Source organism: Burkholderia sp. B21-005 (genome assembly GCF_020843965.1).
GTDB lineage: Bacteria > Pseudomonadota > Gammaproteobacteria > Burkholderiales > Burkholderiaceae > Burkholderia > Burkholderia ambifaria.
Window position 1 is genome coordinate 706,698 of the sequence record NZ_CP086303.1, and the last position, 24,164, is coordinate 730,861.

At 69.7% G+C, this 24,164-nt stretch carries 21 protein-coding genes; 4 read left to right on the plus strand and 17 right to left on the minus strand.

Annotation, left to right across the window (positions count from 1 at the left end):
• Positions 1–58: 58 nt before the first annotated feature.
• From LMA02_RS33700 to LMA02_RS35360, 3 genes are all read right to left on the minus strand, one after another.
• Entirely contained in the window at positions 59–1,468 is a 1,410-nt protein-coding gene (locus tag LMA02_RS33700; RefSeq protein ID WP_228910214.1) for an HD domain-containing phosphohydrolase, read from the minus strand.
• 105 nt (positions 1,469–1,573) lie between these two features.
• Complete coding sequence (locus tag LMA02_RS33705; RefSeq protein WP_228910215.1) at positions 1,574–2,011, minus strand: tetratricopeptide repeat protein; 438 nt, start codon at positions 2,009–2,011, stop codon at positions 1,574–1,576.
• A gap of 39 nt (positions 2,012–2,050) precedes the next feature.
• A complete protein-coding gene (locus LMA02_RS35360; protein ID WP_267479000.1) occupies positions 2,051–2,182 on the minus strand; it encodes a hypothetical protein in 132 nt (43 codons plus the stop codon).
• A gap of 168 nt (positions 2,183–2,350) precedes the next feature.
• On the opposite strand from LMA02_RS35360, the gene LMA02_RS33710 reads away from it, so the two are divergent.
• From LMA02_RS33710 to LMA02_RS33720, 3 genes are all read left to right on the plus strand, one after another.
• Positions 2,351–2,644 (plus strand): antibiotic biosynthesis monooxygenase family protein, encoded by a 294-nt coding sequence (locus LMA02_RS33710; protein WP_006753336.1) that lies wholly within the window; start codon positions 2,351–2,353, stop codon positions 2,642–2,644.
• 103 nt (positions 2,645–2,747) lie between these two features.
• Positions 2,748–3,482, plus strand: a complete 735-nt coding sequence (locus LMA02_RS33715) for an ABC transporter substrate-binding protein (protein ID WP_228910216.1) — start codon at positions 2,748–2,750, stop codon at positions 3,480–3,482.
• Positions 3,445–4,119: an alpha/beta fold hydrolase gene (locus LMA02_RS33720; RefSeq protein ID WP_324251323.1), complete on the plus strand. Its 675-nt coding sequence runs from the start codon at positions 3,445–3,447 to the stop codon at positions 4,117–4,119. Before LMA02_RS33715 ends, LMA02_RS33720 begins: the two co-directional genes overlap by 38 nt.
• A gap of 142 nt (positions 4,120–4,261) precedes the next feature.
• On the opposite strand, the gene LMA02_RS33725 is transcribed toward LMA02_RS33720, so the two are convergent.
• From LMA02_RS33725 to LMA02_RS33790, 14 genes are all read right to left on the minus strand, one after another.
• On the minus strand, positions 4,262–5,914 hold the full coding sequence (locus tag LMA02_RS33725) for a hypothetical protein (RefSeq protein ID WP_228910967.1): 1,653 nt from the start codon (positions 5,912–5,914) through the stop codon (positions 4,262–4,264).
• 135 nt (positions 5,915–6,049) lie between these two features.
• Positions 6,050–7,045: a hypothetical protein gene (locus LMA02_RS33730; protein WP_228910218.1), complete on the minus strand. Its 996-nt coding sequence runs from the start codon at positions 7,043–7,045 to the stop codon at positions 6,050–6,052.
• A 3-nt stretch (positions 7,046–7,048) separates the two neighbouring features.
• Positions 7,049–8,350, minus strand: a complete 1,302-nt coding sequence (locus LMA02_RS33735; protein ID WP_228910219.1) for a hypothetical protein — start codon at positions 8,348–8,350, stop codon at positions 7,049–7,051.
• A 3-nt stretch (positions 8,351–8,353) separates the two neighbouring features.
• Positions 8,354–9,733: a hypothetical protein gene (locus LMA02_RS33740; protein WP_228910220.1), complete on the minus strand. Its 1,380-nt coding sequence runs from the start codon at positions 9,731–9,733 to the stop codon at positions 8,354–8,356.
• A 33-nt stretch (positions 9,734–9,766) separates the two neighbouring features.
• Positions 9,767–10,819, minus strand: coding sequence for a hypothetical protein (locus tag LMA02_RS33745; RefSeq protein ID WP_228910221.1), 1,053 nt, complete (start codon positions 10,817–10,819; stop codon positions 9,767–9,769).
• 50 nt (positions 10,820–10,869) lie between these two features.
• Positions 10,870–12,663, minus strand: a complete 1,794-nt coding sequence (locus tag LMA02_RS33750; protein WP_228910222.1) for a hypothetical protein — start codon at positions 12,661–12,663, stop codon at positions 10,870–10,872.
• A gap of 57 nt (positions 12,664–12,720) precedes the next feature.
• A complete protein-coding gene (locus LMA02_RS33755) occupies positions 12,721–14,193 on the minus strand; it encodes a S8 family peptidase (protein WP_228910223.1) in 1,473 nt (490 codons plus the stop codon).
• On the minus strand, positions 14,190–15,011 hold the full coding sequence (locus LMA02_RS33760; RefSeq protein ID WP_228910224.1) for a hypothetical protein: 822 nt from the start codon (positions 15,009–15,011) through the stop codon (positions 14,190–14,192). The genes LMA02_RS33755 and LMA02_RS33760 overlap by 4 nt, the downstream gene beginning before the upstream one ends.
• On the minus strand, positions 15,008–15,271 hold the full coding sequence (locus LMA02_RS33765) for a hypothetical protein (RefSeq protein WP_228910225.1): 264 nt from the start codon (positions 15,269–15,271) through the stop codon (positions 15,008–15,010). Before LMA02_RS33765 ends, LMA02_RS33760 begins: the two co-directional genes overlap by 4 nt.
• The gene (locus LMA02_RS33770; RefSeq protein WP_228910226.1) at positions 15,268–16,500 is read right to left on the minus strand and encodes a hypothetical protein; all 1,233 of its coding nucleotides are present in this window, start codon (positions 16,498–16,500) and stop codon (positions 15,268–15,270) included. Before LMA02_RS33770 ends, LMA02_RS33765 begins: the two co-directional genes overlap by 4 nt.
• The gene (locus LMA02_RS33775) at positions 16,427–20,221 is read right to left on the minus strand and encodes an N-acetylmuramoyl-L-alanine amidase (RefSeq protein ID WP_228910227.1); all 3,795 of its coding nucleotides are present in this window, start codon (positions 20,219–20,221) and stop codon (positions 16,427–16,429) included. The genes LMA02_RS33770 and LMA02_RS33775 overlap by 74 nt, the downstream gene beginning before the upstream one ends.
• Positions 20,222–20,230: 9 nt before the next feature.
• On the minus strand, positions 20,231–20,629 hold the full coding sequence (locus tag LMA02_RS33780) for a DUF3467 domain-containing protein (RefSeq protein WP_228910228.1): 399 nt from the start codon (positions 20,627–20,629) through the stop codon (positions 20,231–20,233).
• Positions 20,630–20,790: 161 nt separating this feature from the next.
• Positions 20,791–21,753 (minus strand): sigma-54 interaction domain-containing protein, encoded by a 963-nt coding sequence (locus LMA02_RS33785; protein WP_228910229.1) that lies wholly within the window; start codon positions 21,751–21,753, stop codon positions 20,791–20,793.
• Positions 21,754–22,208: 455 nt separating this feature from the next.
• Positions 22,209–23,159 (minus strand): LysR substrate-binding domain-containing protein, encoded by a 951-nt coding sequence (locus tag LMA02_RS33790; protein WP_228910230.1) that lies wholly within the window; start codon positions 23,157–23,159, stop codon positions 22,209–22,211.
• 139 nt (positions 23,160–23,298) lie between these two features.
• Between LMA02_RS33790 and LMA02_RS33795 the strand changes: the two genes are divergently transcribed.
• Positions 23,299–24,144 carry an FAS1-like dehydratase domain-containing protein gene (locus tag LMA02_RS33795; protein WP_228910231.1) on the plus strand — a complete coding sequence of 282 codons (846 nt, stop codon included), beginning with the start codon at positions 23,299–23,301 and terminating at the stop codon, positions 24,142–24,144.
• Positions 24,145–24,164: the final 20 nt, after the last annotated feature.

Genomic DNA, 24,164 nt, shown 5'->3' on the forward strand with positions numbered 1-24,164 from the left:
TGAACGCGTTGCCGCGGCGCACGGACGATCGCGCGCCGCGGCCGTGCGGTACGCGACGTCAGGCCGGTGACGCGGCGTCGGCCGGCGGCTGCTTCGACGCGGCGGCGCCGGTCAGCACCAGAATGTCGAACGGTGTCCCTTCGCGTGCCTCGAAGCGGCGTACGAGTTCGATCTGATGCGCCGACATCACGCTGCCCTTCGTCATCAGCAGGACGCCGCGATGCGTGCGCAGATCGTCGGCGAGCTGCATCCCTTCGCGCAGCTGCGCGGACGGGACCTCCGCGACGGACGTCGCGATGCCGAGGCTCGCCGGATGCCGCATCAGTTCGATGAAGCGCGCGACGAGCAGCGGGTCGTAACGCACGCCGGCCTGTGAGTGCAGCACGTCGATCGCCTGCTCGACCGAGTGCGGCGCACCGATCTCGCCGTTGCGCAGCCCTTCGAAGTCGCGCGCGATCGCGACGATCCGCGAGCCGAGCGGGATCGCGTCGCCCGTCAGGCCGTCCGGTGTGCCGCGCCCGTTGTATCGCTCGTACTGGTGCAGCACGATCGACGCGACCTTGTGCAATTGCGCGACCGGCGTGAGCACCATCTGCGCGCGCAGCGGATGCTGCTGGAACAGGCTGTGTTCGTCCGTCGTCATCTTCACGAGCGGCTTGTGCAGCAGCTCGTCGGGCAGCGACAGTTTGCCGATGCCGTGCAGCAGCCCCGCGAAATAGACGTCCTGCGCGTGCAGGTTGCTCATCCCGGCCGACAGCGCGAGATGCCGCGCGATCTCGCCGACGCGCATCGCATGGCCGCCGGCGGTCCCGCAGCGCAGTTCGATCATGCTCGCGCACACCTGGACCATCGCGGTGAAACTGCTTTTCAGGTCGGCCTGCGCCGCTTCGAGGAACAGCACGGTTTGCGCGAGCTCCTCGGTGCGCGCGCGCACCTGTGTTTCGAGTTCCGTATTGAAGCGGCGCAGCGTTTCGTTCTGCGCTTCGGTCAATGCGGCGAGCCGCGCGGCTTCGGCGCGCAAGCGCCGCTGCTCGAGCGCCTGCTCGATCGTCATCAGCAGGTCGTGGTCGTCCCACGGCTTGTTCAGGTAGCGGTACACGCCGCCTTCGTTGACGGCCTCCACGATCGACGCGATGTCGGAATAGCCGGTCAGCAGGATGCGCATCGTGTCCGGGTACAGCGAGCGGGCGCGCGACAGAAACGCCGCGCCGCTCATGTTCGGCATGCGCATGTCGGACACGATCAGGTCGACTTCGGTCGACGCCAGGATCTCGAGCGCCGCTTCGCCGCTGTCGGCGGTGAGGACGCCGTAGCGCGCGGGCCGCAACACGCGCTTGAGCGCGGACAGCACGCTCGGCTCATCGTCGACCAGCAGGATCGACGGAGCAGCGGCGGTATCGCCGGATGCGGCTTCGGCGATCGTTTTGGGTAGTGCATCGTTCGCTCCGTTTATCGCGGATGTCGTCATAATTGGCCTCGGATCAATTGTCTTCACTACCTCTGTGACATCGGCCTGTGCGGCCGCTTCCACATCGGGGAAAACGCTGATCCGTGCGCGGAGCGAATGCCAGTGTCAGGGCGCCTTGATCCCTTCCGCCCGCGTTGCCAGGAACCGCAGGTATTGGTCGTCCTCGTCCTCGAACAGCTCCGGGCCGCCACCCATGTAGGCGCGCATCAACTCGTCCGCGGCACGGTCGAGATTGCCGAGCTCGAACTGGCACTGACCGAGCCTCAGGTGCAGAAACGGATTGCCGATCGCGTCGGGGAAATGCATCGCATGGCCGAGATTGTCGCGTCCGGCCTCGTAGTCGCCTTGATGGAAATTCGTGTCGCCGATGGCGGCCATCAACCAGGTGCCAGCCTCCCAGTTGGTCCTGGGTTCGGGAAGCAGGTCGAATGCTTGCCAGTATTTTTCCAGCGCGCCTGCATAGTCCCCGTCTTCGACCAACGCATCGCCCGCCTCGCTCAGCGCGCCGATCCGCTCGTAAAGCACGTCGTCCAGTTCTGCCATGTCGAGCTCCTCTCTCCGGAATTGAATGCAGCGTGGCAATCAGGCGGTCCCGATGCCGGACCGCGCACGTCGATCGCCCGTCTTCTCGCGAATCGCATTGTGCACGTGAAGCTTCATGAAGTCAGCCGCCGCCGCGCGCTGATCGGCAAGCAGCAGATCGAGCAGCGTCACGTGCTCGCGGCACCGGCGTTTTGCCTGGTCGCGCGCGACGGCCTTGCGGTACGCCATCAGGCGGCTCGGCCGAGCGGGATGCCGAATTACGGTATCGTTGCCGGACGCGCCGTGCGCGGCGCGCGTCGCATCCCGATCCATTCGCATCATTCAACCCGTGGAGCATTCATGATTCTGGAAATGGCATCGCTCGAAATCGATCCGTCGCAGGCTGAGCCATTCGAAGCGGCGGTTCGCCAGGCACTCCCGCTGTTCGCGCGTGCGCGCGGCTGCGGCGGCGCCGAGCTGCACCGCGTGATCGAGCGCAGCGGCGGCTACCTGCTCGTCGTCAAGTGGGACACCGTGGACGATCACATGGTGCATTTCCGGCAATCGGACGACTTCCAGGCATGGCGGCAGTTGGCCGGGCCGTTCTTCAAGAGCCCGCCGCAAGTCGTGCATACGGAAGTGGCGGTCAAGTAAGCGCACATCTGCCGCATACGCTCGATGCGCTGTCGCGCATCCGTGCCATTCTCAAACCCCGAGCGCCCGTGCGACCGGCGCACCGATTCCCCGCGAGGTTTTCATGACCATCGACCCTTCCGTCCTCTCCGCGTTCACGCCGACCGGCAAGCTGCGCGCGTCGATCAATCTCGGCAATCCGATCCTCGCGAACCGCGACCCGGCAACCGGCGAACCGTTCGGCGTGTCGATCGACCTCGCGCGCGCGTTCGCCGAGCGGCTGTCGGCCGAGCTCGAACTCGTGGTGTTCGACGCCGCCGGCAAGTCGGTGCAGGCGCTGACCGAAGAACGCGCCGATTTCGGCTTCTTCGCGGTCGATCCGCTGCGCGGCGAAACGGTCGCGTTCACCGTGCCCTACGTGCTGATCGAAGGCTTCTATCTCGTGCGCGACGATTCGCCAATCCGCGGCAATGCGGACGTCGACCAGCCGCACAATCGCGTGGCGGTCGGCAAGGGCAGCGCGTACGACCTGTTCCTCACGCGCGAGCTGAAAGCCGCGCAGATCGTGCGCGCGCCGACGTCGCAGGCCGTCGTGCCGACGTTCGTCGAACAGCAGCTCGAAGTCGCGGCGGGCGTGAAGCAGCAACTCGAAGCCGACGCGGCGAAGACGCCCGGCCTGCGCCTGCTCGACGAGCGCTTCATGGTGATCCGCCAGGCGATGGGGGTACCGAAGAGCCGCGGCGAAGCGGCCGCCGCGTTGCTCGGCGCGTTCGTCGAGGAAATGAAGGCGTCGGGCTTCGTCGCGGATGCATTGAAGCGCCATGGGATCACGGGCGCATCGGTCGCACCCGTGGCGTGATGGACGCAACCACGGCGCCGGTGTCAGCCGGTGTCTCACCGTACATCGGCGCCGGATCATCATGGGGCATTCGTTCGGCGGTGCGTTCGTGCAGCTGCTGCTCGACGCGGGCTTCGGCACGGCCGGCGTCTCCATCGACGGCGCCGCGGTGAAGGGCGTGTGGGCGCTGCCGTTCAGCGAGATCAAGGCGACCTTCCCGGTCCTGCGCAATCCGGCCAACCTGCACCGCGCCGTGCCCATCACCGAGACGGATTTCCACTACGCGTTCACGAACAACCTGAGCCTCGCGGAATCGAAGCCGGTCTATGACCGCTACGCGGTGCCCGTGTCGGGGCGCATCCTGTTTCAGGGCGGATTCGCGAACGTGACACCGAATGCCGCGACGAGCGTCAACTTCGCGAACGACCAGCGCGCGCCGCTGCTGTTCATCGCCGGCGGCAACGATCACATCCTGCCGCCGGCCGTCCAGCGCGAGAACTACGAGAAGAACGCAAGGCGCTCGCGGGCGATTTCGGCATACCGGCTGTTCCCCGGCCGCAGTCACTACACCTGTGGCGAGCAGGGCTGGGAAGCGGTCGCCGACTTCGCGCTCGACTGGGCGCTGGCGCCGGTGGCGGGCGATCTCGGTCACGGTTGACGGGCGCCGGGGCGCTCGTCGCGAAGTCGTGTCGTACAGGCTCTGCGCCGACAGCAGCTCTTGAAGGTGGCGCAATGCCGCCGTGGACCGCGCGGCCGCGACGTCCCGGCCTGCGAAACGGCCCGGCCGACGATAGGCGCGTTCATGACGCTGCGCGGTGTCCCGCTGTCGTTGCGCCCACAGGCGATCGAGGTGCGGCCGTCGCGGGACGCGTGGGCGACGGGGACGCAGCGGCGCTTGGCCCGGAAGTCGGCTGCGGCGCGGGTGCCGCTCCTGCGCCTGCTCCTGCTCCTGCTCCTGCTCCTGCTCCTGCTCCTGCTCCTGCTCCTGCGCCTGCGCCTGCGCCTGCGCCTGCGCCTGCGCCTGCGCCTGCGCCTGCGCCTGCGCCTGCGCCTGCGCCTGCGCCTGCGCCTGCGCCTGCGCCTGCGCCTGCGCCTGCTCCGGATGCTGGTCTGGACGTAGACGCCTGATTCGGCGACACCGCTGCCGGTTGGCTGGCGCTGCCCCCCGCTGCCGAGCCTGACGCCGAGGAACCCGAAGCCGCGGGACCCGACGCCGCGGGACCAGCGACAGGCGGGGCGCGCAGCCCGCCGTCCAGCGAGGTCCGCCGAGCGGCCATGTCGGCCTGTTCGGCGCCGCGCTGCGCGGTGCGATCGGCGGACAGGCGCGCCGCCTCGGCATCCGGATTGATGGTATTGACGCGGATGCGTTCGATGTCGCCCACGCCCGCCAGCCGGTTCAACGGTACGTAGTCCGTACGAAACACCAGCTCCACGCCGCTGCTCAGGTTGACGTCGGCGTGCGAGCTCTCGGTCGTCTGGGTCCGGTCGGTCGACACGTAGCCGATCGTGCTCTGCACATTGGCCTCGGCGCCCCAAGGCCCGAAGCGTGCGCCCCCGCTCACGCCCACCGTGTTGCGCGTGTCGAATTGCGAGCCGCGGTCGTTGGCGGCGGCGCTGCTCGCATCGATATGGAAATTCATCGCGGCGTTGAGCCGCCCGCTCTCGATGACGATGCGCTGCAATCCCATCTGCACCATCGTCGCGAGCAACTGCTGGCGGTTGCGGGCCAGCACCTGTTGCGCCAGCGGCACCAGGCGCTCGGGATCGGATGCCGGCACCCCGTCGCCCGGCCCCAATCCCAGCGCACTGCGCAGCGCCGCTTCGGCCGGCGGCGTCGCGCCCGGGCGCAACACCAGCCGGGTCGCGGCATCGCGCTCTGCCTGCAGTTCCTGCTGGCGCTGGCGGCGCTCGTCCGGCGGCAGGCCCGCGAGTTCGTCGGCGTCGTCCGCGGCCTCGTCGTCGCCGCTGACCTGGTACGCAGTGGGGAAATGCTCGGCCAGCCACTGCCGCGCGCCGGCGATGCCGACATTGCTGTCCGCGAACCCTTCCGTGGTCTGCGCGACATTGCGAATCAGGTCGACGAACGCGGTCAACTGCTGCTGGTTCGAATCGTTCATCGCCTTGAAGACACCCGTGATCAGCTCGGTCACGAAGCGCGGAAACGACACCGCGTCGAGCACCGCCCGGGTGGTGCCGGCCATCCGGTCGATGGCGGTGCCCGAATACTCCGAGCCCGCGTTCTGCGCGACAGCCAGCGGCGTGCGAGGTTGCGCCGCGAGCTCGTCGTGATCGAGCGCGAGCGAGCCGATCCGTACCAGTCCGGACGCGAGATCGCGGCGCGTGGCCGGATCGAGCGCGTCGAAGCCCTGCTGCCCGGACAGCAGTTCGCGGACACGGTGACGAACGTCGGGCCGCGGCACCGGCGAACGCGCAAGGTGCGCGGTAGCCGCCATCTCAGCGACTCCGCCGCGCGGCGCGCGTCCCGCGACGCGTGACGTGCTGCCGGGAGGGCGACGGCGCATGCGCCGCCCCCGCCACCCCGGTTGTGCCGCCCGCATCGCGAGGGCCTGAGCGACGCGGCTTCATTGTCAGCGCCCGAGTGCTGCCCACGCGTTCGCCGGCACGGCCGGACGCGCAGCCGACGGCACGGCGCGGCCGTCGTCCGGTACGGAAGGCGCCTGGCCATCGGGTTTCTCGCCGAGGCTGAGCGTCGCCTCGATCCAGTCGGCGGCGGAGGCGATCACCGGGTTGTCGAGGGCCACCAGCGGCGACGCGCCGCCCAGCGCATCCGCGACATCCGCCAGCCACGCGATCACGGTCATCCCGGCTTTGCCGCGCCGGACATACGCGGCGGGCTGGCGCGCCGGCTGCCGCGAGAGTCTGCCGATGCCGGCGACCACGCCCCAGATGTCGCGCGCGGCGAAGCCTTGACGCAGGTCCGCATGGCCGAGGATCGCGAACGCGTCCCTGAGCATGCCCACGATCTCGCCGGCCATGAACGCGGTCACCCCGGTACAGGCGGCGCCCAGATTCTGCGCGAGCGCGCGCGCGGCGTTGCGCACTCGCGCCTGGTGCGCGAGATCCCCGCTCGAGTCGGCGCCGGGCGTCTCGTCGAGCTTGTAGAGCGCCTCGCACAGCACGAGCATGCATTCCTCGAACGGGGCGTTGCGCTCGGCATCCGCCGCCGCCGGGCCGTACGCGGTGCCGAACAATCGCGAATAGAACGCCGCGCGCTCGCCGGCCGCCAGCTTCTCGGCGCGGTGGCGCCACCAGTTGGCGACCAGCGGCGCCGCGCCGCCGAGATCGACGCCGACGGCGCCGCTCGCGGACAGGCCGGCGAGCGCCTCGACCGCGGGGATCACGCCCGCGGGCTCGAGGTCGGCCGCCAGATAGAGCGACGCGAGCGCCCGCAGCTGCGCCTTGTCGACGCGCGCGGCAACGGGATCGGGGATCGCGATGTCGCCGAGTTCGTCGAGCGCGAACGCCAGGCCGTGCGCGGTTGCGCGCTCGACCAGCCGCTCCCCCGACCGGATGGCGGCCGCGAGCCCGGCATCCGCCGGCGGGGCGATGAGCATGCGCGCCATGATTCAGTGCTGCCCGGCGGGCAAGCCGGCGGCGGGGGCCGGCTTGTTGGGGTTGTACGGCGTCGAGTTGCCCTGGATCACCGACATCATCTCGGGCGTCGCCATCTTGTCGAGCGGCAGGTAGTCGCTCTTGAAGTTGACGCGGACTTCGCCCGACAGCTTCGCTTTCACCTCCGCCTTCGATTCGCTGGTGTCGTCGAGCGCCGAGCCAACGGTGGCCACGTGCTCCTGCTGCCCCTCGAACGCGGCGTCGGCCGAATACGGCGTGTACCAGCTGCCGTAGTGGGCGCTCAGCGATTCCTTGTACTTCTGACTCTCGCGGTCGTGCATCGACGCGGTGTAGGTGCGTTTCGCGGTGTCGCTGGCGCGCATGTCGAACACCACCTTCGCGTTGATCGACCCGTCGGTGACGACGATGCGATTGATGCCGAGCATCACCATCGACGACAGCAGCTGCTGGCGCTGCTTCGCCATCTGCAGGCGCGCCGCGGTGACGAGGCGCAGCTCGGACTTGTCGTCGGACAGGTCGGTCACGGGCGGATCGAGGTTGTAGTTCCGGCTGATCTCGGCAAGCCGCTGCTGCGCGTTGTCGCCCTGCGCCACCAGCCGCGACGGAGCGGCGGCAGCCGCCGCGCCGGCGCTGTCCGCGTCGAACGCGTCGGCGCCGTCCTGCGCCTGCACCGACAGCACGTCCGGGAACGAATCGGCGAGATAGTCGCGGCCGGCCCCCTCGCTGATGTTGTCGCTCATGAACTGGCCGGTGGTCTTGGCGACATTGGCGATCAGCTCGCCATACGCGCGCATCTGCTCGATCGAGCTTTCGACGATCGCCTGGAACACGTTCTTGATGAGGCCGCCGACGAATTTCGGGAAATCGACCTTCTGCACCATCTGGCCGAACTGCTCGACGCCCTGCTTGACCGCGCCTGCCTGGAAGTCCTTGCCGGCGAAGCCGGGATCCTGCGCGAGCTGGCGCTTGGTCGCGGTGACGGGATCGTCGGCCAGCGCCGTCGCGGCCGGCACCGGATGCGGCGACGCGAGCGGGCGCGCGAGGCCCGTGGGCGGCAGTTCGCCGTTCGCCTCGCGCTCGGCGATCTCGGCATGCACGCCGTTGGGATCGGCCAGATAGGCGAGCACCCGCACCGTATCTGCGGCGATGCGGCGGCGCTCGTCGTCGGGCAGGTCGAGGAACGACGGAATCGCGGTCAGCAGGCGGCGCACTTCGGGCCGCGTCGCGTCGAACGCGGCAGCGCTCGTGGGTGGCCGCACCGGGTGAAGCGCGTCGGGGGGAGCGGACAGGCGCATGGCTCAGTTTCCCTTGGCCGGCGCGGCGGCCGGGGCCGAAGCCGAAGCTGAAGCCGGCACTGCGGCGGGTACGGCGGCCGGCGGCGTTTTCGGACTGGGCAGCACGTTGGGATCGGCCGGCGTCGCGTTGCCGGTGATGGTGGCGATCATCTGCGGCGTCGCCATCTTGTCGAGCGGCAGGTAGTCGCTCTTGAAGTTGACGTCGACCGCGCCGGACAGCTGGATCTTGGTCTGCATCGCCGAGTTGCTGGTTTCGGACGCGGCAGTCGACGCGGTGATGATCGGCTTGTTCTCGTACTCGTAGTCGCCCTTCGCGTAGTAGTCGGCGCTGTACTGGCGGCCGTTGTCCTTGTCGTTGCTGGAGTCGTACTTGCCGCCGCGATCGTAGGTGCCCTTGCCGGCGTAGGTCGTCTGCACGTTGCCGTCCTTGTCGCGGGCGAGGTCGACCGCGGTGGCGGTGCGCTGCTTGGAAAGCGTGTCCTGCGCGCGCACGTCGTAGATGATCTTCGCGGAGATCTTGCCGTCGGTGACCACGATGCGGTTGATGCCCATCAGCACGATCGAAGCCAGCATCTGCTGGCGCTGCTTGGCGAGCTGCATCTTGAAGCGGTTGACGACGGCCAGTTCGGACGCCTCGTCCGACAGGTCGAAGGTGTCGCCGTCGCCCATCTGCAAGCGGGCGCGCACGGTCTTCGACGCTTCGTCCGGATCGACCCCGTCGCGCACCTGCACGCGCGGGCTCGGCGTATCGCCGCTGTCGTCCATGCCGATCTCGAACAGGTCGGGAAACTGGCCGACCATATGATCGCGCGCCTGGTTCTCCGTCACGTGTTCGTCGGCGAACTGGCCGAGCGATTTCGCGACCTGCGCGATCATTTCCTGATACGCCTTCATCTGCTCGATCGAGCTGTGCGTGATCGACTGGAACACGCCGCTGATCAGGCTGGCGACAAAGGTCGGAAACTTGACCTGGTTCAGCAATTCGCCCGCGACCGCGGCGCCCTCGTGCGCGGCCGCCGCGTTGAACTTGGACTTGCCGATGCTCTCGACGGCCTGGTTGTGCGTCGAGAAATCCGCCTCGTGCGCGGAATGATCCGTGTTGTCGTCGAGCGCGCGCGCCGGCGCGGTGCCCACCCCGCCCGGAATCTCGTGGCCGGCGAACCCTTCGGGCCGGGCCAGATAGTCAGCGATCAACGCGGTGTTGCGGGCGATGTCGCGGCGATCGGCGTCGGGCATCGCGTTGAACGCCTGCGACCGGGTCAGCATCTGCGCGACGCCGTGGCGCACTGCGTCGGCCGGCACCGGCGGCGTGTGACGCGGGGCGGCCGCGGCGGCGCGCGGCGGCGGCGCGATCGGCGTGTGACGGGCAGCTTGCGGGAACATGGCGACCTCGCGGGAAACGCGTGACGAAACGATTCAGTGGGCCTGGGCAGGCGCGTCCACCGGCAGTTCGAACTCGATGGGGCGCAGGTAAAGACTCACGCGCGCCGGGCTGGCCGCGTCCGTGCGCAGGCTGACGATCGAGAAGCGGCCCGGCCAGTGCGCGTCCTCCGGCGTGAACGCGCCCATCCATCGCTCGAGCGCGTGCAGCCCGCGCGGACGCTCGGCGAGCCCCATCGTCAGCAGGCTGAGGAACGCCGGCGGCACGTCGGGGATCGCCGACAGCAGCACGTAGAGTTCGAGATCCGGCCCGTCCGGTCCGAGCCCGAACGCGAGCAGCGCACCGTGCGGCGGCAGATCGAACCGGCCGCCGAGCACCAGCCCCACGAGCTGCATGATGCCGGGCAGGCGATGGCCGATGCCGAGCGTATCCATGACCGGCTGCAGATCGGCGAGCCGCAGTGCCTGGGTGCACGCGAACGTGAGCCGCTGGCCGCCGAGATCGCGCTGGGCCGCCATCGTGGTGAAGAGCGGCTTGAGCCCGGGCACCATCCGCAGCGCGGCCTGGACGACGCCGGCCAGGTCGCGGGGCAGGTTCTCGATCGTGCCGGCGTCGCCGGGCAGTTCGTAGTACACCTTGGACGCGTAGAGCCCGTCGCGATCGTAGCTGGAGCCGAAGAACGCGCCATAGTCGAGGTTGCCGCCCGGCCGCGCGAAGCCGCGGAACGGCTCGCTCGCCTGGTCGAACCAGTGCAGCGCTTCGCGGCCGATGAAGTCGCGGATGAGCTTGCGCATTTCGCGCGTCGACTCGTCGCGCCGGTCGATCGCGGACGCCTCCGGCGGCAACGGCTCGATCGTGAAGCGCAGCTTGCCCGGCTGGCTTTCCGAGAAGCTGGGTTCGAACGGTACCGCCATCGGCATCAGCGCGTTGTCGCGGAACCGCAGATCGTCGGCGCCGTCGCCGAACGTACGCAGGAACAGGTCGCGCGACGGCGCGAAGGGATCGGCGGTGCCGAGGCTTCGCGCGGCGCTTTTCAGGCGGCGTTCGACCCGGGCGACGACCGGCTCGCGGAAGGAGGTCAGGGGCATGGCTCGGCTCCGGCAGGGTTCGGGAATGGCGCGGTGCACGCAACGCCGGTTCAGTTCGGGCGGTTCGAGTAGTAGCTCGCGCCGTTGTGCGCGCCGACGCCGTAGCCCGCCTTCACCGGCATGCCCGCGCCGAGGCCGATGCCCGCGCCGATATCGCCGACGCCGTCCAGCATCTCGCGCGCCATCGCCGGGATCGGCACCGGCTTCGACGTCATCTGCGGCGCCTCGCGCGGCTGCGAGAACTGCTCGATCTGCGTATCGGTGGTCGCGGTATCGGCCAGCCACAGCTCGCACGCGTTGACCAGGTCGTAGTCGGTGGGGTCGACGGTCGACTTGTGGTTCGACGAGACGTCGGGATTGGCGATCTGGTCGATGCTGAGCAGCGGGCCGGTCGCCTTGTTGACGCGATCGACGTTGTTGGCCAGCCACGCGGTAATGATCGTGCCGCAGGTCGCCAGCGTGCGATAGCGCGAGCTGGTGCGCGCGCCGCCCAGATCGTAGGTCGCGACCTGGTCGATCACCTGCCACATGTCCTTGGCGCCGTAGCAGCCGCGAATCTCCGGATCCTGCAGCAGATCGATCATGAACTTGACCTGCGACTGGATCTCGCGCGCGGCGTAATGCGCCATGCCGTAGCCGTGCAGCGACAGGTTGCCGGCGAGATCCCGGGCGGCCTTGCGCACTTGCTGGTGGTTGATCGGGTTCGGCACGCTCGCGCGCAGCAACGAGTCGACTTCGGTCTGGCGCACGAACGACGAAACCGACGACACGAAGCGGATCCACAGGTCGTTGAACTCGCGGTTGCCCGCGGTGTTCGGGTCGCCGCCCGGCACGCCGAGCGTGATGGCCGCGAAGTTCTTGCGCTCCTGCTCGGAGATGCGGTTCGGCGTTTCGCGCCAGTAGCGATAGAGCAGCTTGCCGGCGTTGCCCGGGCCGATCGGCAGCGTGCCGTGCTGGAACTGCTCGACGATGCGGTCGACGACCTGGAACACCTTGAGCTCGTCGAACATCGCGGCGACGATCATCGGACCCATCACGCGCACGTTGTCGGCGACGATGTTCGCGTCCTCCAGATCCTCGAGGTTCGGCAGGTCGATGCCGAGATCCGCGATCGCGTTCTCGCCGCCGATGTTCTGGACCGTGTTCAGCTCCTCGTTGATGCGGCGACGCAATTGCGGCTCGTCGGCCTGGATCTTGCGGGCCTGCAGGCCGCGCATCACGCGCGCGAATTCGGTGGTGACCACGCCCGGCTTCTCGCCGCCGCGGCCGTCGGGATCGCCCTCGATGCACAGCAGCGCCAGCACCCGCTGCGCGAGCACCCCGTACGAATTGGCTTCGCCCACCGCCGCGAAGAACTGGCGGGTAAACGTGTTCATCAACCCGCTGGCGTCGTCCGGCACGGTCCTGCCGTCCACGACCTTCACGGGAGGCGGCGTGGCCCCGTCCACCGCGAGGATGCCCAGCACCAGCGCGACGAGCGTGATCGACGCGGGCTCGGTGTCCGCGCCGTTCGCGCCATTGGCGCCGCCCGCGTCGCCCGCGCCGAACACCAGTTGGCCGTTCAGCTCGGAGAGCAGCGGCGGGTTGATCAGCGACTTGCGGGCGAGCAGTTCGCGGGTGGCGACGAACAGCGGATCGCATACCTGCGGCACGCCCTCGGACGACTTCGTGTCGTACACGGCCGCGAGGATGGCCTTGCACAGCGCGAGCTGCTCCCGCTCGGCAGCGACCGGTGGCCGCTTGAGCGACTCGAGCCGGTTGACGATATCGACCAGCCCGTCGCGGGCCCGGGTCTCGAGGTCGACGAGGTCGAGGAAGCGGACTTGATGATTGACTTGAAACATTTAACTTCTCCTTGAAATCCGGTCGGTTCGGGGAGTGAACGGGATCCGGCGCGCAAGTCAGCCGTCGTCGGCCGTGCCTTCCTTGCCCATGCAACCGTCGTCGCCCGCCGCTTCGTACGCGTCGATGCGGCCGGACAGCGCCCGCAGCGCGGCCGCCGCGTCGAGAATGCCGGCGCCGCAGCCGTCGGCCGCGCCGGGCGCAAACGCGCGGGCGGTGGCGACGAGCAGATCGCGCACCGTCGCGCCGTCGAGCGGATAGGCGCGGCGCTGCGCGTACGCGACGAGCAGCGCCGCGGCGCCCGCGACGAACGGCGCGGCGAAACTGGTGCCGGTCGCCAGCTGATAGGCCTCGATCGCACTGGTCAGCACCCGCTCGCCCGGTGCGCAAAGCGCGACGTGCGGGCCACGCGTCGAGAACCGGGTCGGCCGCCCGTCGTCGCCCACGGCGCCGACCGCGATCACCTGCGGGTAGGCCGCGGGCCAGTAGCGGGTCACGCTGCCGTTGTTGCCGCTCGCGGCAACGAGGATGCAGCCGCGCGCGGCGGCATACGCGATCGTGTCGGCATGCGGTTTCGGCCGGTTGGCGGCGATCGTCGCGTCGTCGGTGCCGAAGCTCATGTTGATGACCTTGGCGCCGAGGTCGACCGCGAGCTTGAGCGCGCGATCGAGATCGGCGATCGCGCCGAGCCCGACCGCATGCGCGTTGCCCGGCAGACGGGCGGCCGCCAGCGCGCGCATCGGCAGGATGCGGCAGTCGCCGCCGAGCCCGCGCGGCATCGCCACGCCTTCCGCGGCGATGATGCCCGCGCAACCCATGCCGTGACCGACGAAGCGGTCCTCGGGAAAATCGCCGCGATGGCCGTGCCCGCTCAGCAATTGCACGCCGGGCGACAAGTCGCCGGGATCCAGCCGCACCGTGTCGGCGCCCGTGCGGAATGCATGGGCGAATTCGGGATGCCGGCGGGCGACGCCGCTGTCGATGAGACCGACCGTGACGCCGCTGTCGCCCCGCTCGATCGCATGCGCGTCGGCCATGCGCACCAGCGCGCGCGCATCCTGCGCGAACCGCGCGGCCGGCGGCACGGGCGCCAGCCGGCCCGGCGCGTCCATCGGGACCATCGCCACGTAGTTGGGCGTCACGCTTTCCACGGTCGACAGCTGGGCGAGCGCGTCGCACAGCTCGCCGATTGCCGTGCCGGCCGGCACGCGCAGCAGCAGCGTGCGGGCCATGCCCGTCGCTTGCTCGATCGCGTCGTATCCGCAGTGCGCGTGCCCGGGCACCCAGCGCCCGGCCGCCGCGCTGAACGGGCGCACCGCCAGGAAGCGGCCGGCGAACGCAACCACGATACGGTCGACCGGACCGCCGTCGATGCGTTGCGCGGCGGCCAGCGCGCCGCGCGTCACGTCGCGAATCGACGGCACGTCCTCGGGCGCTTCGCCGAGCGCCAGCTTGACGAGCAGGCTGGTCGGCAGGCTGAACTGCCGCTCGCCGGGCGAGGCCCAGGGCGTGCCGAGTGCGCAGATCGTCATGGCCGCGCCTCCTCCTGACCGGGAATCGCGGCCAGGGTCATCGGCCTGGCCGCGGGTGCCGCCGGCGGCGCGAATGCGCTCAGGTCGAACGCCATGGCGGCCGCATGCCGGCTCGTCGGCGACACGGCAAGTTCGCCGGCCCACTGGTCGCGACCGGGCGCGAGCAGCAACTCGTCGTCCGCCGATTGCAACACGGCGACCGGGCGATTGCCGATCCGCACCAGCGGCGCATGCGTGCCGTTGACCAGATTGCGCCCGATCACGCGCAGCAGCGGCGACGCATCGGGCTGCGCATCGGTGGCGGGCGCCACGGGCTCGACCCGCTCGACGCTCGGCGCGGACGCCCGATCGAGCGCCCGGCGCAGCCGGTCCACGGACAGATTGGTGACGCGGCCGATCGCATGCACCATGTCGCGCTGCTCGGCCTGCTGAAATTGCCTGACCGTGCGGACGCCGGCCCATTCCAGCCGCTTGCGGTCCTCGGCCGAGAGTTCGTCGCCCAGCGCGTCGAGCGGCTGGTCCTTGCCGTCCTCGGACAGCGCGATCGCGTTCTCCTCGATCGCCGGTCGCGTGATGGTCGTGAAGACGAGATGGAAGGTGCTGCTGTCGGTGTCGCCCGGGCCGGCCGGGCGAATCCAGACCTCGCTCTCGACGAATTCGACATGGGCGCGCAGATCGAGGTTGACGTCCTTGATCGCGAAGGTCAGCGGCAGGTTGAGGTTGCGCGCCTTGATCGCCATCGCCGCCTGCGCGTTGTCGAGCTGGCTCTGCACGGCCTGGATGAAATCCTCGAGGCGCAGGCTGGCGTTGCTGTTCATTGCCCCGCCCCGTCGATCGGCACGGCTTCGAGGACGATCGCGAGCCGTGCCGGCTCCGGATCGAAGGCCGTGCGTGTCAGGAACTGCGGCAGATCGCCGACCAGTTCGATGCCGTCGGCGCCGCGCGCGATGCGCAGGTCGAGCGGCAGCTCCATGATCACCGAGTGCACCCGCAGCCCCTGCGCCGCACCGTCGGTCAGCTGGTCGGCAATGTCGGCGAACGCGCCCAGCGTCTCGCCCAGCGGCCGCGGCGCAATCATGCCGGTTCTCCCCGGGCGGATGCGGGCGTCGCCGAAGCGGCGGGCGCGGCGGGCGCGGCGGGAGCAGCAGGCGCGGCCGGCGTCGCCGGCACGGCGGCGGGCGCTGGCGTCGCAGCGGGAGCCGGGGCCGCCGGCGCCGCGGGCTGGGCGGCCGCCGCCGGTGGCGCGATCCGCGCCGCCGGCCGGCTGTGCCGCTCCAGCAGATTGCGCGACGCCTCGTCGACGAAACGGTCGAGCGGCAGCGTCTCCGACGCGAAATTGATGCTCACCTTCCCGGTCAGCGTCGCCTTGAGATCGGTGTCGGTTTGCGCATTGACCGCAACGGTGGAGACCGTGGTGACCACGTCGCCCGACGTCCCCCGTCCGCCCCAGGTCGTCTGTCCCGACGACGGGTCGTTCGACGTCGCATACTGCACGGCGGCCCGGTCACGCGCCTTGGCCTGGAAATTGAGGCTGGCGGCGATCGTGCCGTCCTTGACCACGACCCGCTGCATGCCCAGCAGCACCATCGTCGACAGCGTCGACAACCGATGCTGCGCGACGCGCTCGCGGGCGCGGGGCAGCACCACCGATTCGAGCGTCTGGGCGTCGAACGCGGCGTCGGCGGCGCCGAAATCGGCGAGCCACGCGGGCGCGGGCGCCGCGTCGTCGTCGCTTGCCCGGACCGCCGGCGCAAGGCGGTATTCACCGCCGTCCTGCACCAGCGTCACGTCGTGCGGATACTGCTCGACCAGCCACGCACGCGCCTGCCCGTCGGTCACGTTCTCCTGCGTGAACTGGTCCAGCGGCTTGGCCACCGCGCCGACCAGGTCGGCGAAACTCTCCACCTGCTTGATCGAGCTGTCGACGATCGCGTCGTACGTGCCATGCACGAGACTCGCGACGAAGGTCGGAAAGTCGATCGCGTCGGCCAGCGCCGCCGCACGCCGGCCGATGGCGTCCGTCGCCTTCTCCTTGGGGGGCGCCGACGCGCCCGGGCCGCCGGCCGGCGCCGCTTGCGGCAACGCGCCGTCCTGCCTGGCCGGGTCGCCCGACCCGGAGCCGTCGACGATCTCGCGGCCGAACGCGTCGCGAGCCAGTGCCACCGCGGGCGTGATCGCGCCGCGTGGGGGCGGAGGGGGAATGTGGCGAGCCATCGCGCGTGTCCCTCGGCAATCAGGCAGGTTGCGGTTCGCGTGCCGCCGGCTGCGTGCCGCTTGCCGGCAGCGGCGGCGCGCCGTCGGCGCCATGCACGGTCTGGAAGCGACCGTCGCCGTTCAGCGTCACCTCGGTCACGCCGACCTGATCCTCCTCGCCGGCATGCCGGAACGTGGTGGTGATGCGCAGCGTGACGCTCGCCCGTTCGGGCGTGCCGGCACCGCGGCCGATATCCGCGCGGACGAATGCGCTCCAGCCGTCGAGCATCTGTCCGTCGCCCGCGGCGATCGTCACGTCGCCGATCGCACCGCCCTGCCACGCCCAGTCGATCGATACCGGCGCCGACGTGCGTCCGCTCGGCCCGTCGATGTACGGCCAGTCGTCGAGCGTGATGTGCGGACCGGCCATGCGCGGCTGCCCGGCGCCGCCCGCCAGCGCATTGGCGGGCTGGACCAGCCCGGCCAGCTGCGCAAGGTCGTAGCTGCGCCCGTCGCGGCGCTCGGTGCGCCGGGTCAGGCTCACGCCGAAGCCGAATTCGCCGCCCGCGGCCGGCGGCGCGACGCCGAGCGCGTAGCCCGCGCCCGCCGCGCTGCCGCGATTGATCAGGTGACCGAACGTGCCGCCCGAATGCATCAGCTGGATCACGCCGATGCCGGCCGCCGCCTCGTACTCCGACACGAAATCCTCGTAGGTCATGATGTAGCGGCTGCCGGTCGCGTGGGTCGGCGGCAGCGTACGCGCGCCGGGATGGCCGGGCGTGCCGACCACCCGGTCCAGCGGGTCGGTGATCCGCACGAAATACGCGTCGCCGCTGCGATACATGCCCGTCACCACCACCGCATGGAAGAAGTTGACCGGCGCGCGCACGACTTCGGCGACCCAGATCGGGCCGTTCGCTTCCAGCAGCCGCCGAAAGCCTTCGGGCGCGAAGCATGCATTGGGTTCCACCGTGAGGCTCGACGCGGCGGCGAACCCCGCCACCTCGGCCGGCGCCAGGCCGTCCCGCATCTGGCGCTCGAGACTGATGCAGCGCGCGAGCAGCGCCGGATCGACGCTCTGGTTGTCGCGCCAGCCGAGCACCATCGACGCGGCCGTCGCCCAGCAGCCCATGTCCGTGGGCTGCGGGACCATCTGCACCTCGTCCCAGTTCACCGTCCAGTCGTCGGCGCCCAACGCGCGCGCGGCGCCCGGGGCCACCGCCAGCGCCTGGCTCATGCCGAAGAAACCGCGGCTCGGGATCGGCGCCTTCAGATGGCCGACATACGCGAGCGTTCCGGGGGCCATCGTGCCGGTCGACAGGCTGGCGAGATCGCCCGGCGGCACCCAGTGCGGCGGCACGCTGACGATCGGCTTGCCTGCGTCCTGAAACGACTGGGCGACCAGTTGCGAACAGAAGAAGCTGTCGGTGTCGGTGCCGTCGCCAAGCTCGATGCGGCCGACGAAACGGCGACAGCGCTGCGCCGCGTCGCCCGACAGCAGGTCGCACGCGCGGCGATCGATCAGGTAGCCGCCGCAGCGCACCAGCCCGACATAGTTGAAGCCGCGATCGAGGTAGCGCGCGGCGGCATCGGCCACCTGCCGCTGCTGCGTATCGGTCAGGCCCGGCACCCGAAACGCGACCGCGAGGCGCGCGTCGGCCAGCGCATCCCCGAGCGGGCGCAGCTGGACGCCGCCCGGAATCGCCTCGATCACCTGCCCGCCCTGACCGACATAGAGCATCGCGTGGCTGACCTCGGCGCCTGAGCCGGCGCGAATGACGCCAGATCCGGGATTGCCGGTGGTGCTGAGGATGATGTCGCCGATCTCCAGCGCGTCGGTGCCGATCGACAGGCCGCCGACGCCGGGATCGAGCGGAATGTCGTCGCCGAGGCCGCGCGCGGCGAACCCGAGCGCCTGGCCGGCCGCCTGCGGCTGGCAGGTGCGGCTGGTGACGAGCCGCATGTAGTAGTCCCAGTCCCAGTTGCCGTCGGGGCACGCGGTATGGCCGGTCGAGGTATCCGCCTCGCGATGGCCCATGATCGTCGTGCGATTGATCGGCAGCTGATACTTGTCGCACAGCGACGCGACCAGCGCCGCCGAGGTTTCGTACTCGAGCTGGGTCGGCGCCAGCGCGTCGAAATGCTGGACGGTGCCGTTGCGACGCGGGTAATCGGCGCCGCCGCGCTTCACCGCAATGTGTTCGATGCCGATGCTCCGCTGGTTCGAGCCCTTGCAGTGCCACGCCGTGTCGGCCTCCGAGACGAACTGGACGACTTCGCCATCCTGCCCGACCAGGTAATGCGAACTCACCTTGGACGACGCATTGGTGAAGGTATTCACCACCTGCTGGACCGTGGGTACATCGGCGATGTGGATGATGATCCGGTCGATCGTCTTGCTGCCGCGCCCCTCGTCGAAATTCGGGCTGGCCGCGGTGCGCGTGACGAGACTGTTCTCACGCGCGCCCAGCGCCAGCGCGCTGGCCGTCGCGGGCGGCTCGGCGGCCGCATCGTCGTCGCTGTACGGCGGCGTATCGATGCCGTACGCCTCGGGGTCGTCGCTCAGGCCGCGCGACCATGCGAGCGCCGACGCGGTGGCGATCGTGCCCGACGCGGCGCGCGAGACGCCGACGAAGATGCTCACCGGGCTGCCGACGCTCACGCCGGCCGCCAGCGTGACGCCGACGAATTCGTCGCGGGCGTTGAACAACGCCGAGATGCCGCCGGCCGGGCTTTCGCCGACCATGACGCCCACCGTCGTACCGGTGCCAGAGAAATCGTCGATATGGCCGCGCAGCAAGCTGATCTGGCCCGTGAGGCTCGCCGACACGATGTAGCCGAAGTCGAGCTCGCCCGACACGAACACGCCGATGTCGTCGCCATTGGCGTCGAAGATGAGGCCGACCGCGCCGGCGCCCCCGGTTTCCAGCCCTGCCCCCGCGCCCGCGCCGATCGAGACCGACAGGCCGTTGCGCGTCGCGACCGGCAGCAGCAACAGCAGCGACGCGGTGGCCGGATTCGCGCTCAGCATCGCGCGCAGCGCGGCCCGCTCGACGCTCGACAGCTTCCGTGGTCGCGGCCAGGTAAAGCCGCGGCGCTCGCCGGCAATGCGGAACTCGGCATCGCCGCTCATTCCCTGCGAGACGGGCGCCGGCGCAACGGCGGGCGCCGGTGCGACAGCGGGCGCCGGGCGCGCGGCCGGCGCCGGAGCGACGGGCGTCGCCACGACAGGCGTGGCGGCATTGAGCGGCGGAAGCGGACCGAACCCGTCGTCGTAATGGACGTCGTGGCGCGGCGCGGCGGGCTCGACGGCCGGCTGCGGCGGGACGGACACGGCGCCCGGTACGGCAGGCGCCGGCACGGCGGTAGCGCCCGGCCGGGTGCCGTCGCCCGCCCAGTTCAGCAGCGGACTCCTGACGGCGGCGGGGCCGCGCGTCGGGAACACGCGGACCCTGCGCAATCCCCGATCGCTGAGCCCCGACAGCGACACGTAGGGACTGTCGGCATTCGGCAGCACGTCGACCGTCCATGCATCGGCATCGGGCGACGCCGCGGTGGCGAGACCGAACCAGAGGCGGCTCGCGCCCGCGAAGCGCGCCAGCACCGCCGGCGGCACCATGAACACCGCTTCGCCGCGCGGAATCGCCAGCAGACCGTCCTCGCGACTGGTATAGAACGTCGACGACGTGCGCCCTTCCTTGCGCATGAACAGCGCGGGATCGGTGGCGATCACCAGTTCCGCGACGCACGGCGCGTGGCCGACGCGAATCGTGAAGCCCAGCATCGGGAAACGGTCGGTCAGGACCATGCGGTTGGGATGGAGTTGCGCTGCCATGTCGTGTCCTCAGCTCTGGTTTTGATCGGGCTCGTCGCGACGGCCGCCGAGCATCGGCTTGCTGCGCGCATCGATCGCGCGCCGTTCGAATTCCTGCGGGGGAAGAATCGCGAGATCCGGTTCCGGGTCGCCGATGTCGGGGATTTCGTGGTGCGTCGCCTCGAACTGGGCGATCGCGCGCGCCAGCAACTGCGCGAGCAGCTTGGCGTGAACCGGGCTAAGCGCGACGCGGCTCATCAACTGGACGTTGCCGGACTGCGGCTCGACCTGTCCGGCATCGATCAGGAACTCGAACGCGTTATGCCCGACCTCGAAATAGTTCGCATAACTGGCGAGCAGCGGCCGGGCCGGGCCCGCTGGCTGGGCCGGGTCCGGCGGGGCGTCCTGGAGTGGCTCGATGACCTGCACGACGGCCTCCTTGCATGGCGACGGTCGGTCTGTCCGTTCTGCTTCGCAAAGAGCGGGCCAACGCGCGCGCGCCGACGCAAGCGCATGATTAGCCGTGGAATTTTCCGACTGGAGCGGAATTCGCGAACGCTGCCGGGCTGTACCATGTGACAGCCGGGCTGTCACACCGATGCAGTGTTGCCGGCGTCCAGGTTGTACTTGGCCAGCTTGCGGTACAGCGTCATGCGCGACCAGTTCATCTGGCGCGCCGCTTCCATCTTGTTCCAGTTGGTCTGGCGCAGGACCGAGACCAGCCGTTCGCGCTCCTGTTCGCCGGCGGAAAAATCCTGCAGGAACAGGCGGCGAAACGCCGGCGGAAGGTCGCCCAGCCCGAACGGGCGCCCTTCCGGCGCATCGATGAACAACGCCTCGACCAGGTTGCGCAGCTCACGTACGTTGCCGGGCCACGGGTAGTGCCGCATGTACTCGAGCAATGCCGGATCGGGCCGCCCCACCCGCATCGCCCGCCGCTGGTTGTGTTCGGCGACGAAGTGATCGACGATCGACGCGATGTCCTCCGGCCGTTCCCGCAGCGGTGGAATCTCGATGCGCGCGACGTTCAGGCGATAGAACAGGTCGGCGCGGAAACGGCGCGCCGCGACCAGGTCCTCCAGTCTTTCGTTGCTGGCGGCCACGATCCGGACATCGACCGGGCGCCGGCGCAGCGAGCCGACCGGCATCACCGTGCGGTCTTCGAGCAGGCGCAGCAGCTTCGCCTGGACAGCGGGCGGCATCTCGCTGACTTCGTCGAGGAACAGCGTGCCGCCGTCGGCCTCGACGAAGCGGCCGGGAAACGCGTGCTGGGCGCTGGTGAACGCGCCGCGCTCGTGGCCGAACATCTCGGATTCGAACAGGCTGTCGGGCACGGCGGCGCAGTTCACCGCGATGAACGGCTTGTCGGTTCGGGTGCTGAGGTGATGGACGGCGGTCGCGACGCGCTCTTTGCCGGTGCCGGTTTCACCGGTCACGAGCACCGTCGTATCGGTTTGCGCGACCTTCGCCAGATAGCGACGCAGGTCGATCATCGCCATGCTCGAGCCGTGCAGCCCGAGTGACGTCGCGCAAATGCCTCCGGTCGTGCTCATGCGCGCGCCGTCCGGCTAGCAAACCGTTGACGGATGATGCGCAGCCCCGAATTTCATCGCCACTTCCCCCCCGCTGGATGTTGAGGAACAAGGCAACCATCCTCGATGGCGATTGTTGGCACGCGTTTAATTAGTACTGGAATGCGTGTTCAATGGATAGCCGCGTGTCACGACGCCGGCCGATAATCAGTGTAGTGTCAATATCGAGGTTCGTACAACCTTCCACGCGCCGACGCTTGCGCACGACATGCCGGCGCGCCAGTGCGGGTGTGAGCCGATCGACCCGGACACGCGCGGACGCGATCGCGAATGTGTCATGTCACGCGTTTTCACCCATCCGTCCGCAATCGGCACGACGAACGGAACACCGATCGCGGCATCCGGTGAATGCGGGTCCTGGCCGTCCGCGCACTGGCTCGCCGACCAAGCCCACGCATGCCGGCTCATCCCACCCGTCACGACGGCGTGGCATCGCTCTCGCGCAGCGTGATGCCCGTCCATACGCCACTTGCGGCCAGTTCGCCGATCAGCTCGACGATCGTTTGCCGCACGGCGAGCGCGGCGGAATTGACGGGGGACGTGTTCGACCAGCACAGGCTCGCGGGCCGGCGAATCTCCGGCTCGACGATCCGGCGCATCTTCGGCCGGCTGGACGGCTCGCGCGACGCCAGCGCGGACGCGGGCAGGATCGTGCACGCGAGGCCCGCCTGCGCGAGCGATATCATCGTCGGCAGCGAATCGATATCCGCGACGATGTTCAGCGGCACCTCTTCGCGCGCGAACGTGCGCTCGAGCAACAGGCGCAGCCCGTTCTGCACGCCCGGTGCGACGAACGGCACGCCGGCGAGCGACGCGAGGGAACAGGTTCGCGTGCGCGACGGCACCGCGCCGCCCGGTTCGCCGAGCAGATACAGCACCTCGTCGAACAGCGGCATCGCGGTAATGCCGGTGGTGTTCGATTCGCGAAACAGGATCGCGAGGTCGAGCCGCCCGTTCGCCAGCAGCTCGCTGATGAAGCCGCTCATGGTCTCGATGTACTGCAGCCGGATGCCCGGATAACGCGCCCGGATCCGTTCGAACAGCGGCACCGCGAGGATCGACGTCATCGTGGTAGGAAACCCCACCGCGACCGTGCCCGACTCGCTGCCCGCGCCCTCCCGCACTTCCTGGCGCAGTTGCTCCATCTGCCGCAGCACGAGCCGCGCATGGCGGTACAGCGCCTGCCCGGCCGCCGTCGGCTTCACACCCTGCGGGCTGCGCACCAGCAGCGCGACGCCGAGGTCGCCTTCGAGCTTCGCGATCTGCTGGCTCAGCGACGGCTGCGCGACGAAGAGTTTTTCGGCCGCTTTCCCGAGGCTCCCGTATTCCACGATGCTGACGAAGTAGCGGAGCTGACGGATGTCCATGGCGGTTCGATCGACGCGAAAGTCATAGGATACCCCTATGACCGGTACATTCAAACGGTATTTCCGCCGCGCCCGCGCTTCACCTACAGTCACTTCATGCCCAGTCAGAACCGCCGGCCGCCCGGCGATGGAGGTGACAGTGAATGCTCCCCGGTCGAATGCCAGTGACGATGTCCAGCAGGTCGCGACCGACCTGATCAGCGTCGAACGCGCGGTCGCATTCGCGGCCACGCTCGACCACCCGATCGTTCCCGCCGCCGGCGATCCGTTGCCGCCCGCCTGGCACTGGCTGTATTTCTGGTCGATCGCGCCGCAGGCCGAGCTCGACCCCGACGGCCATCCGCGCAAGGGCGGCTTCCTGCCGGACCTCGGGCTGCCGCGCCGCATGTGGGCCGGCGGCCGGCTGACGTTCGAACGCCCGCTGCCGATCGGCGCGATCGCGACGCGCACGTCGCGTGTGCTGTCGATCGAGCGCAAGGAAGGCCGCAGCGGCACGCTCGGCTTCGTCACCGTCGAGCATGTGATCGAAACCGCGGGCGAAGTCGCGATCCGCGAGGAACACGACATCGTCTATCGCGGCGCGGCCGCGCCCGGCGCCGCCACGCCTCCACCGAAGGCCGCGCCTGACCCTGCGCAATGGCGGCGCGACATCACGCCGGACGAAGTGATGCTGTTCCGCTATTCCGCGCTGACCTTCAACGGCCATCGCATTCATTACGACCGCACCTACGTGCGCGACGTCGAAGGCTATCCGGATCTCGTCGTGCACGGGCCGCTGATCTCGACGCTGCTGCTCGACCTCGTCACGCGCTCGCTGCCCGGCGCGACGATCAGCGAATACGCGTATCGCGCGGTGCGGCCGACCTTTCTTGGCCACCCCTTCAGCGTGTGCGGCCGCCTCGCCGACGACGGCAAGACCGTCGAGCTCTGGGCGAGCGACCACGACGGCTGGCTGACCATGTCCGCGAGCGCGACCCTCGCCTGATCCATACCGACGCTTTCCCT

What these genes read in the sequence shown, in the direction of transcription:
- LMA02_RS33700 (WP_228910214.1), bottom strand. Translation starts at nt 1,468, where the DNA reads ATGACGACATCCGCGATAAACGGAGCGAACGATGCACTACCCAAAACG.
- LMA02_RS33705 (WP_228910215.1), bottom strand. Translation starts at nt 2,011, where the DNA reads ATGGCAGAACTGGACGACGTGCTTTACGAGCGGATCGGCGCGCTGAGC.
- LMA02_RS33710 (WP_006753336.1), top strand. Translation starts at nt 2,351, where the DNA reads ATGATTCTGGAAATGGCATCGCTCGAAATCGATCCGTCGCAGGCTGAG.
- LMA02_RS33715 (WP_228910216.1), top strand. Translation starts at nt 2,748, where the DNA reads ATGACCATCGACCCTTCCGTCCTCTCCGCGTTCACGCCGACCGGCAAG.
- LMA02_RS33720 (WP_324251323.1), top strand. Translation starts at nt 3,445, where the DNA reads ATGGGATCACGGGCGCATCGGTCGCACCCGTGGCGTGATGGACGCAAC.
- LMA02_RS33725 (WP_228910967.1), bottom strand. Translation starts at nt 5,914, where the DNA reads ATGGCGGCTACCGCGCACCTTGCGCGTTCGCCGGTGCCGCGGCCCGAC.
- LMA02_RS33730 (WP_228910218.1), bottom strand. Translation starts at nt 7,045, where the DNA reads ATGGCGCGCATGCTCATCGCCCCGCCGGCGGATGCCGGGCTCGCGGCC.
- LMA02_RS33735 (WP_228910219.1), bottom strand. Translation starts at nt 8,350, where the DNA reads ATGCGCCTGTCCGCTCCCCCCGACGCGCTTCACCCGGTGCGGCCACCC.
- LMA02_RS33740 (WP_228910220.1), bottom strand. Translation starts at nt 9,733, where the DNA reads ATGTTCCCGCAAGCTGCCCGTCACACGCCGATCGCGCCGCCGCCGCGC.
- LMA02_RS33745 (WP_228910221.1), bottom strand. Translation starts at nt 10,819, where the DNA reads ATGCCCCTGACCTCCTTCCGCGAGCCGGTCGTCGCCCGGGTCGAACGC.
- LMA02_RS33750 (WP_228910222.1), bottom strand. Translation starts at nt 12,663, where the DNA reads ATGTTTCAAGTCAATCATCAAGTCCGCTTCCTCGACCTCGTCGACCTC.
- LMA02_RS33755 (WP_228910223.1), bottom strand. Translation starts at nt 14,193, where the DNA reads ATGACGATCTGCGCACTCGGCACGCCCTGGGCCTCGCCCGGCGAGCGG.
- LMA02_RS33760 (WP_228910224.1), bottom strand. Translation starts at nt 15,011, where the DNA reads ATGAACAGCAACGCCAGCCTGCGCCTCGAGGATTTCATCCAGGCCGTG.
- LMA02_RS33765 (WP_228910225.1), bottom strand. Translation starts at nt 15,271, where the DNA reads ATGATTGCGCCGCGGCCGCTGGGCGAGACGCTGGGCGCGTTCGCCGAC.
- LMA02_RS33770 (WP_228910226.1), bottom strand. Translation starts at nt 16,500, where the DNA reads ATGGCGCCGACGGCGCGCCGCCGCTGCCGGCAAGCGGCACGCAGCCGG.
- LMA02_RS33775 (WP_228910227.1), bottom strand. Translation starts at nt 20,221, where the DNA reads ATGGCAGCGCAACTCCATCCCAACCGCATGGTCCTGACCGACCGTTTC.
- LMA02_RS33785 (WP_228910229.1), bottom strand. Translation starts at nt 21,753, where the DNA reads ATGAGCACGACCGGAGGCATTTGCGCGACGTCACTCGGGCTGCACGGC.
- LMA02_RS33790 (WP_228910230.1), bottom strand. Translation starts at nt 23,159, where the DNA reads ATGGACATCCGTCAGCTCCGCTACTTCGTCAGCATCGTGGAATACGGG.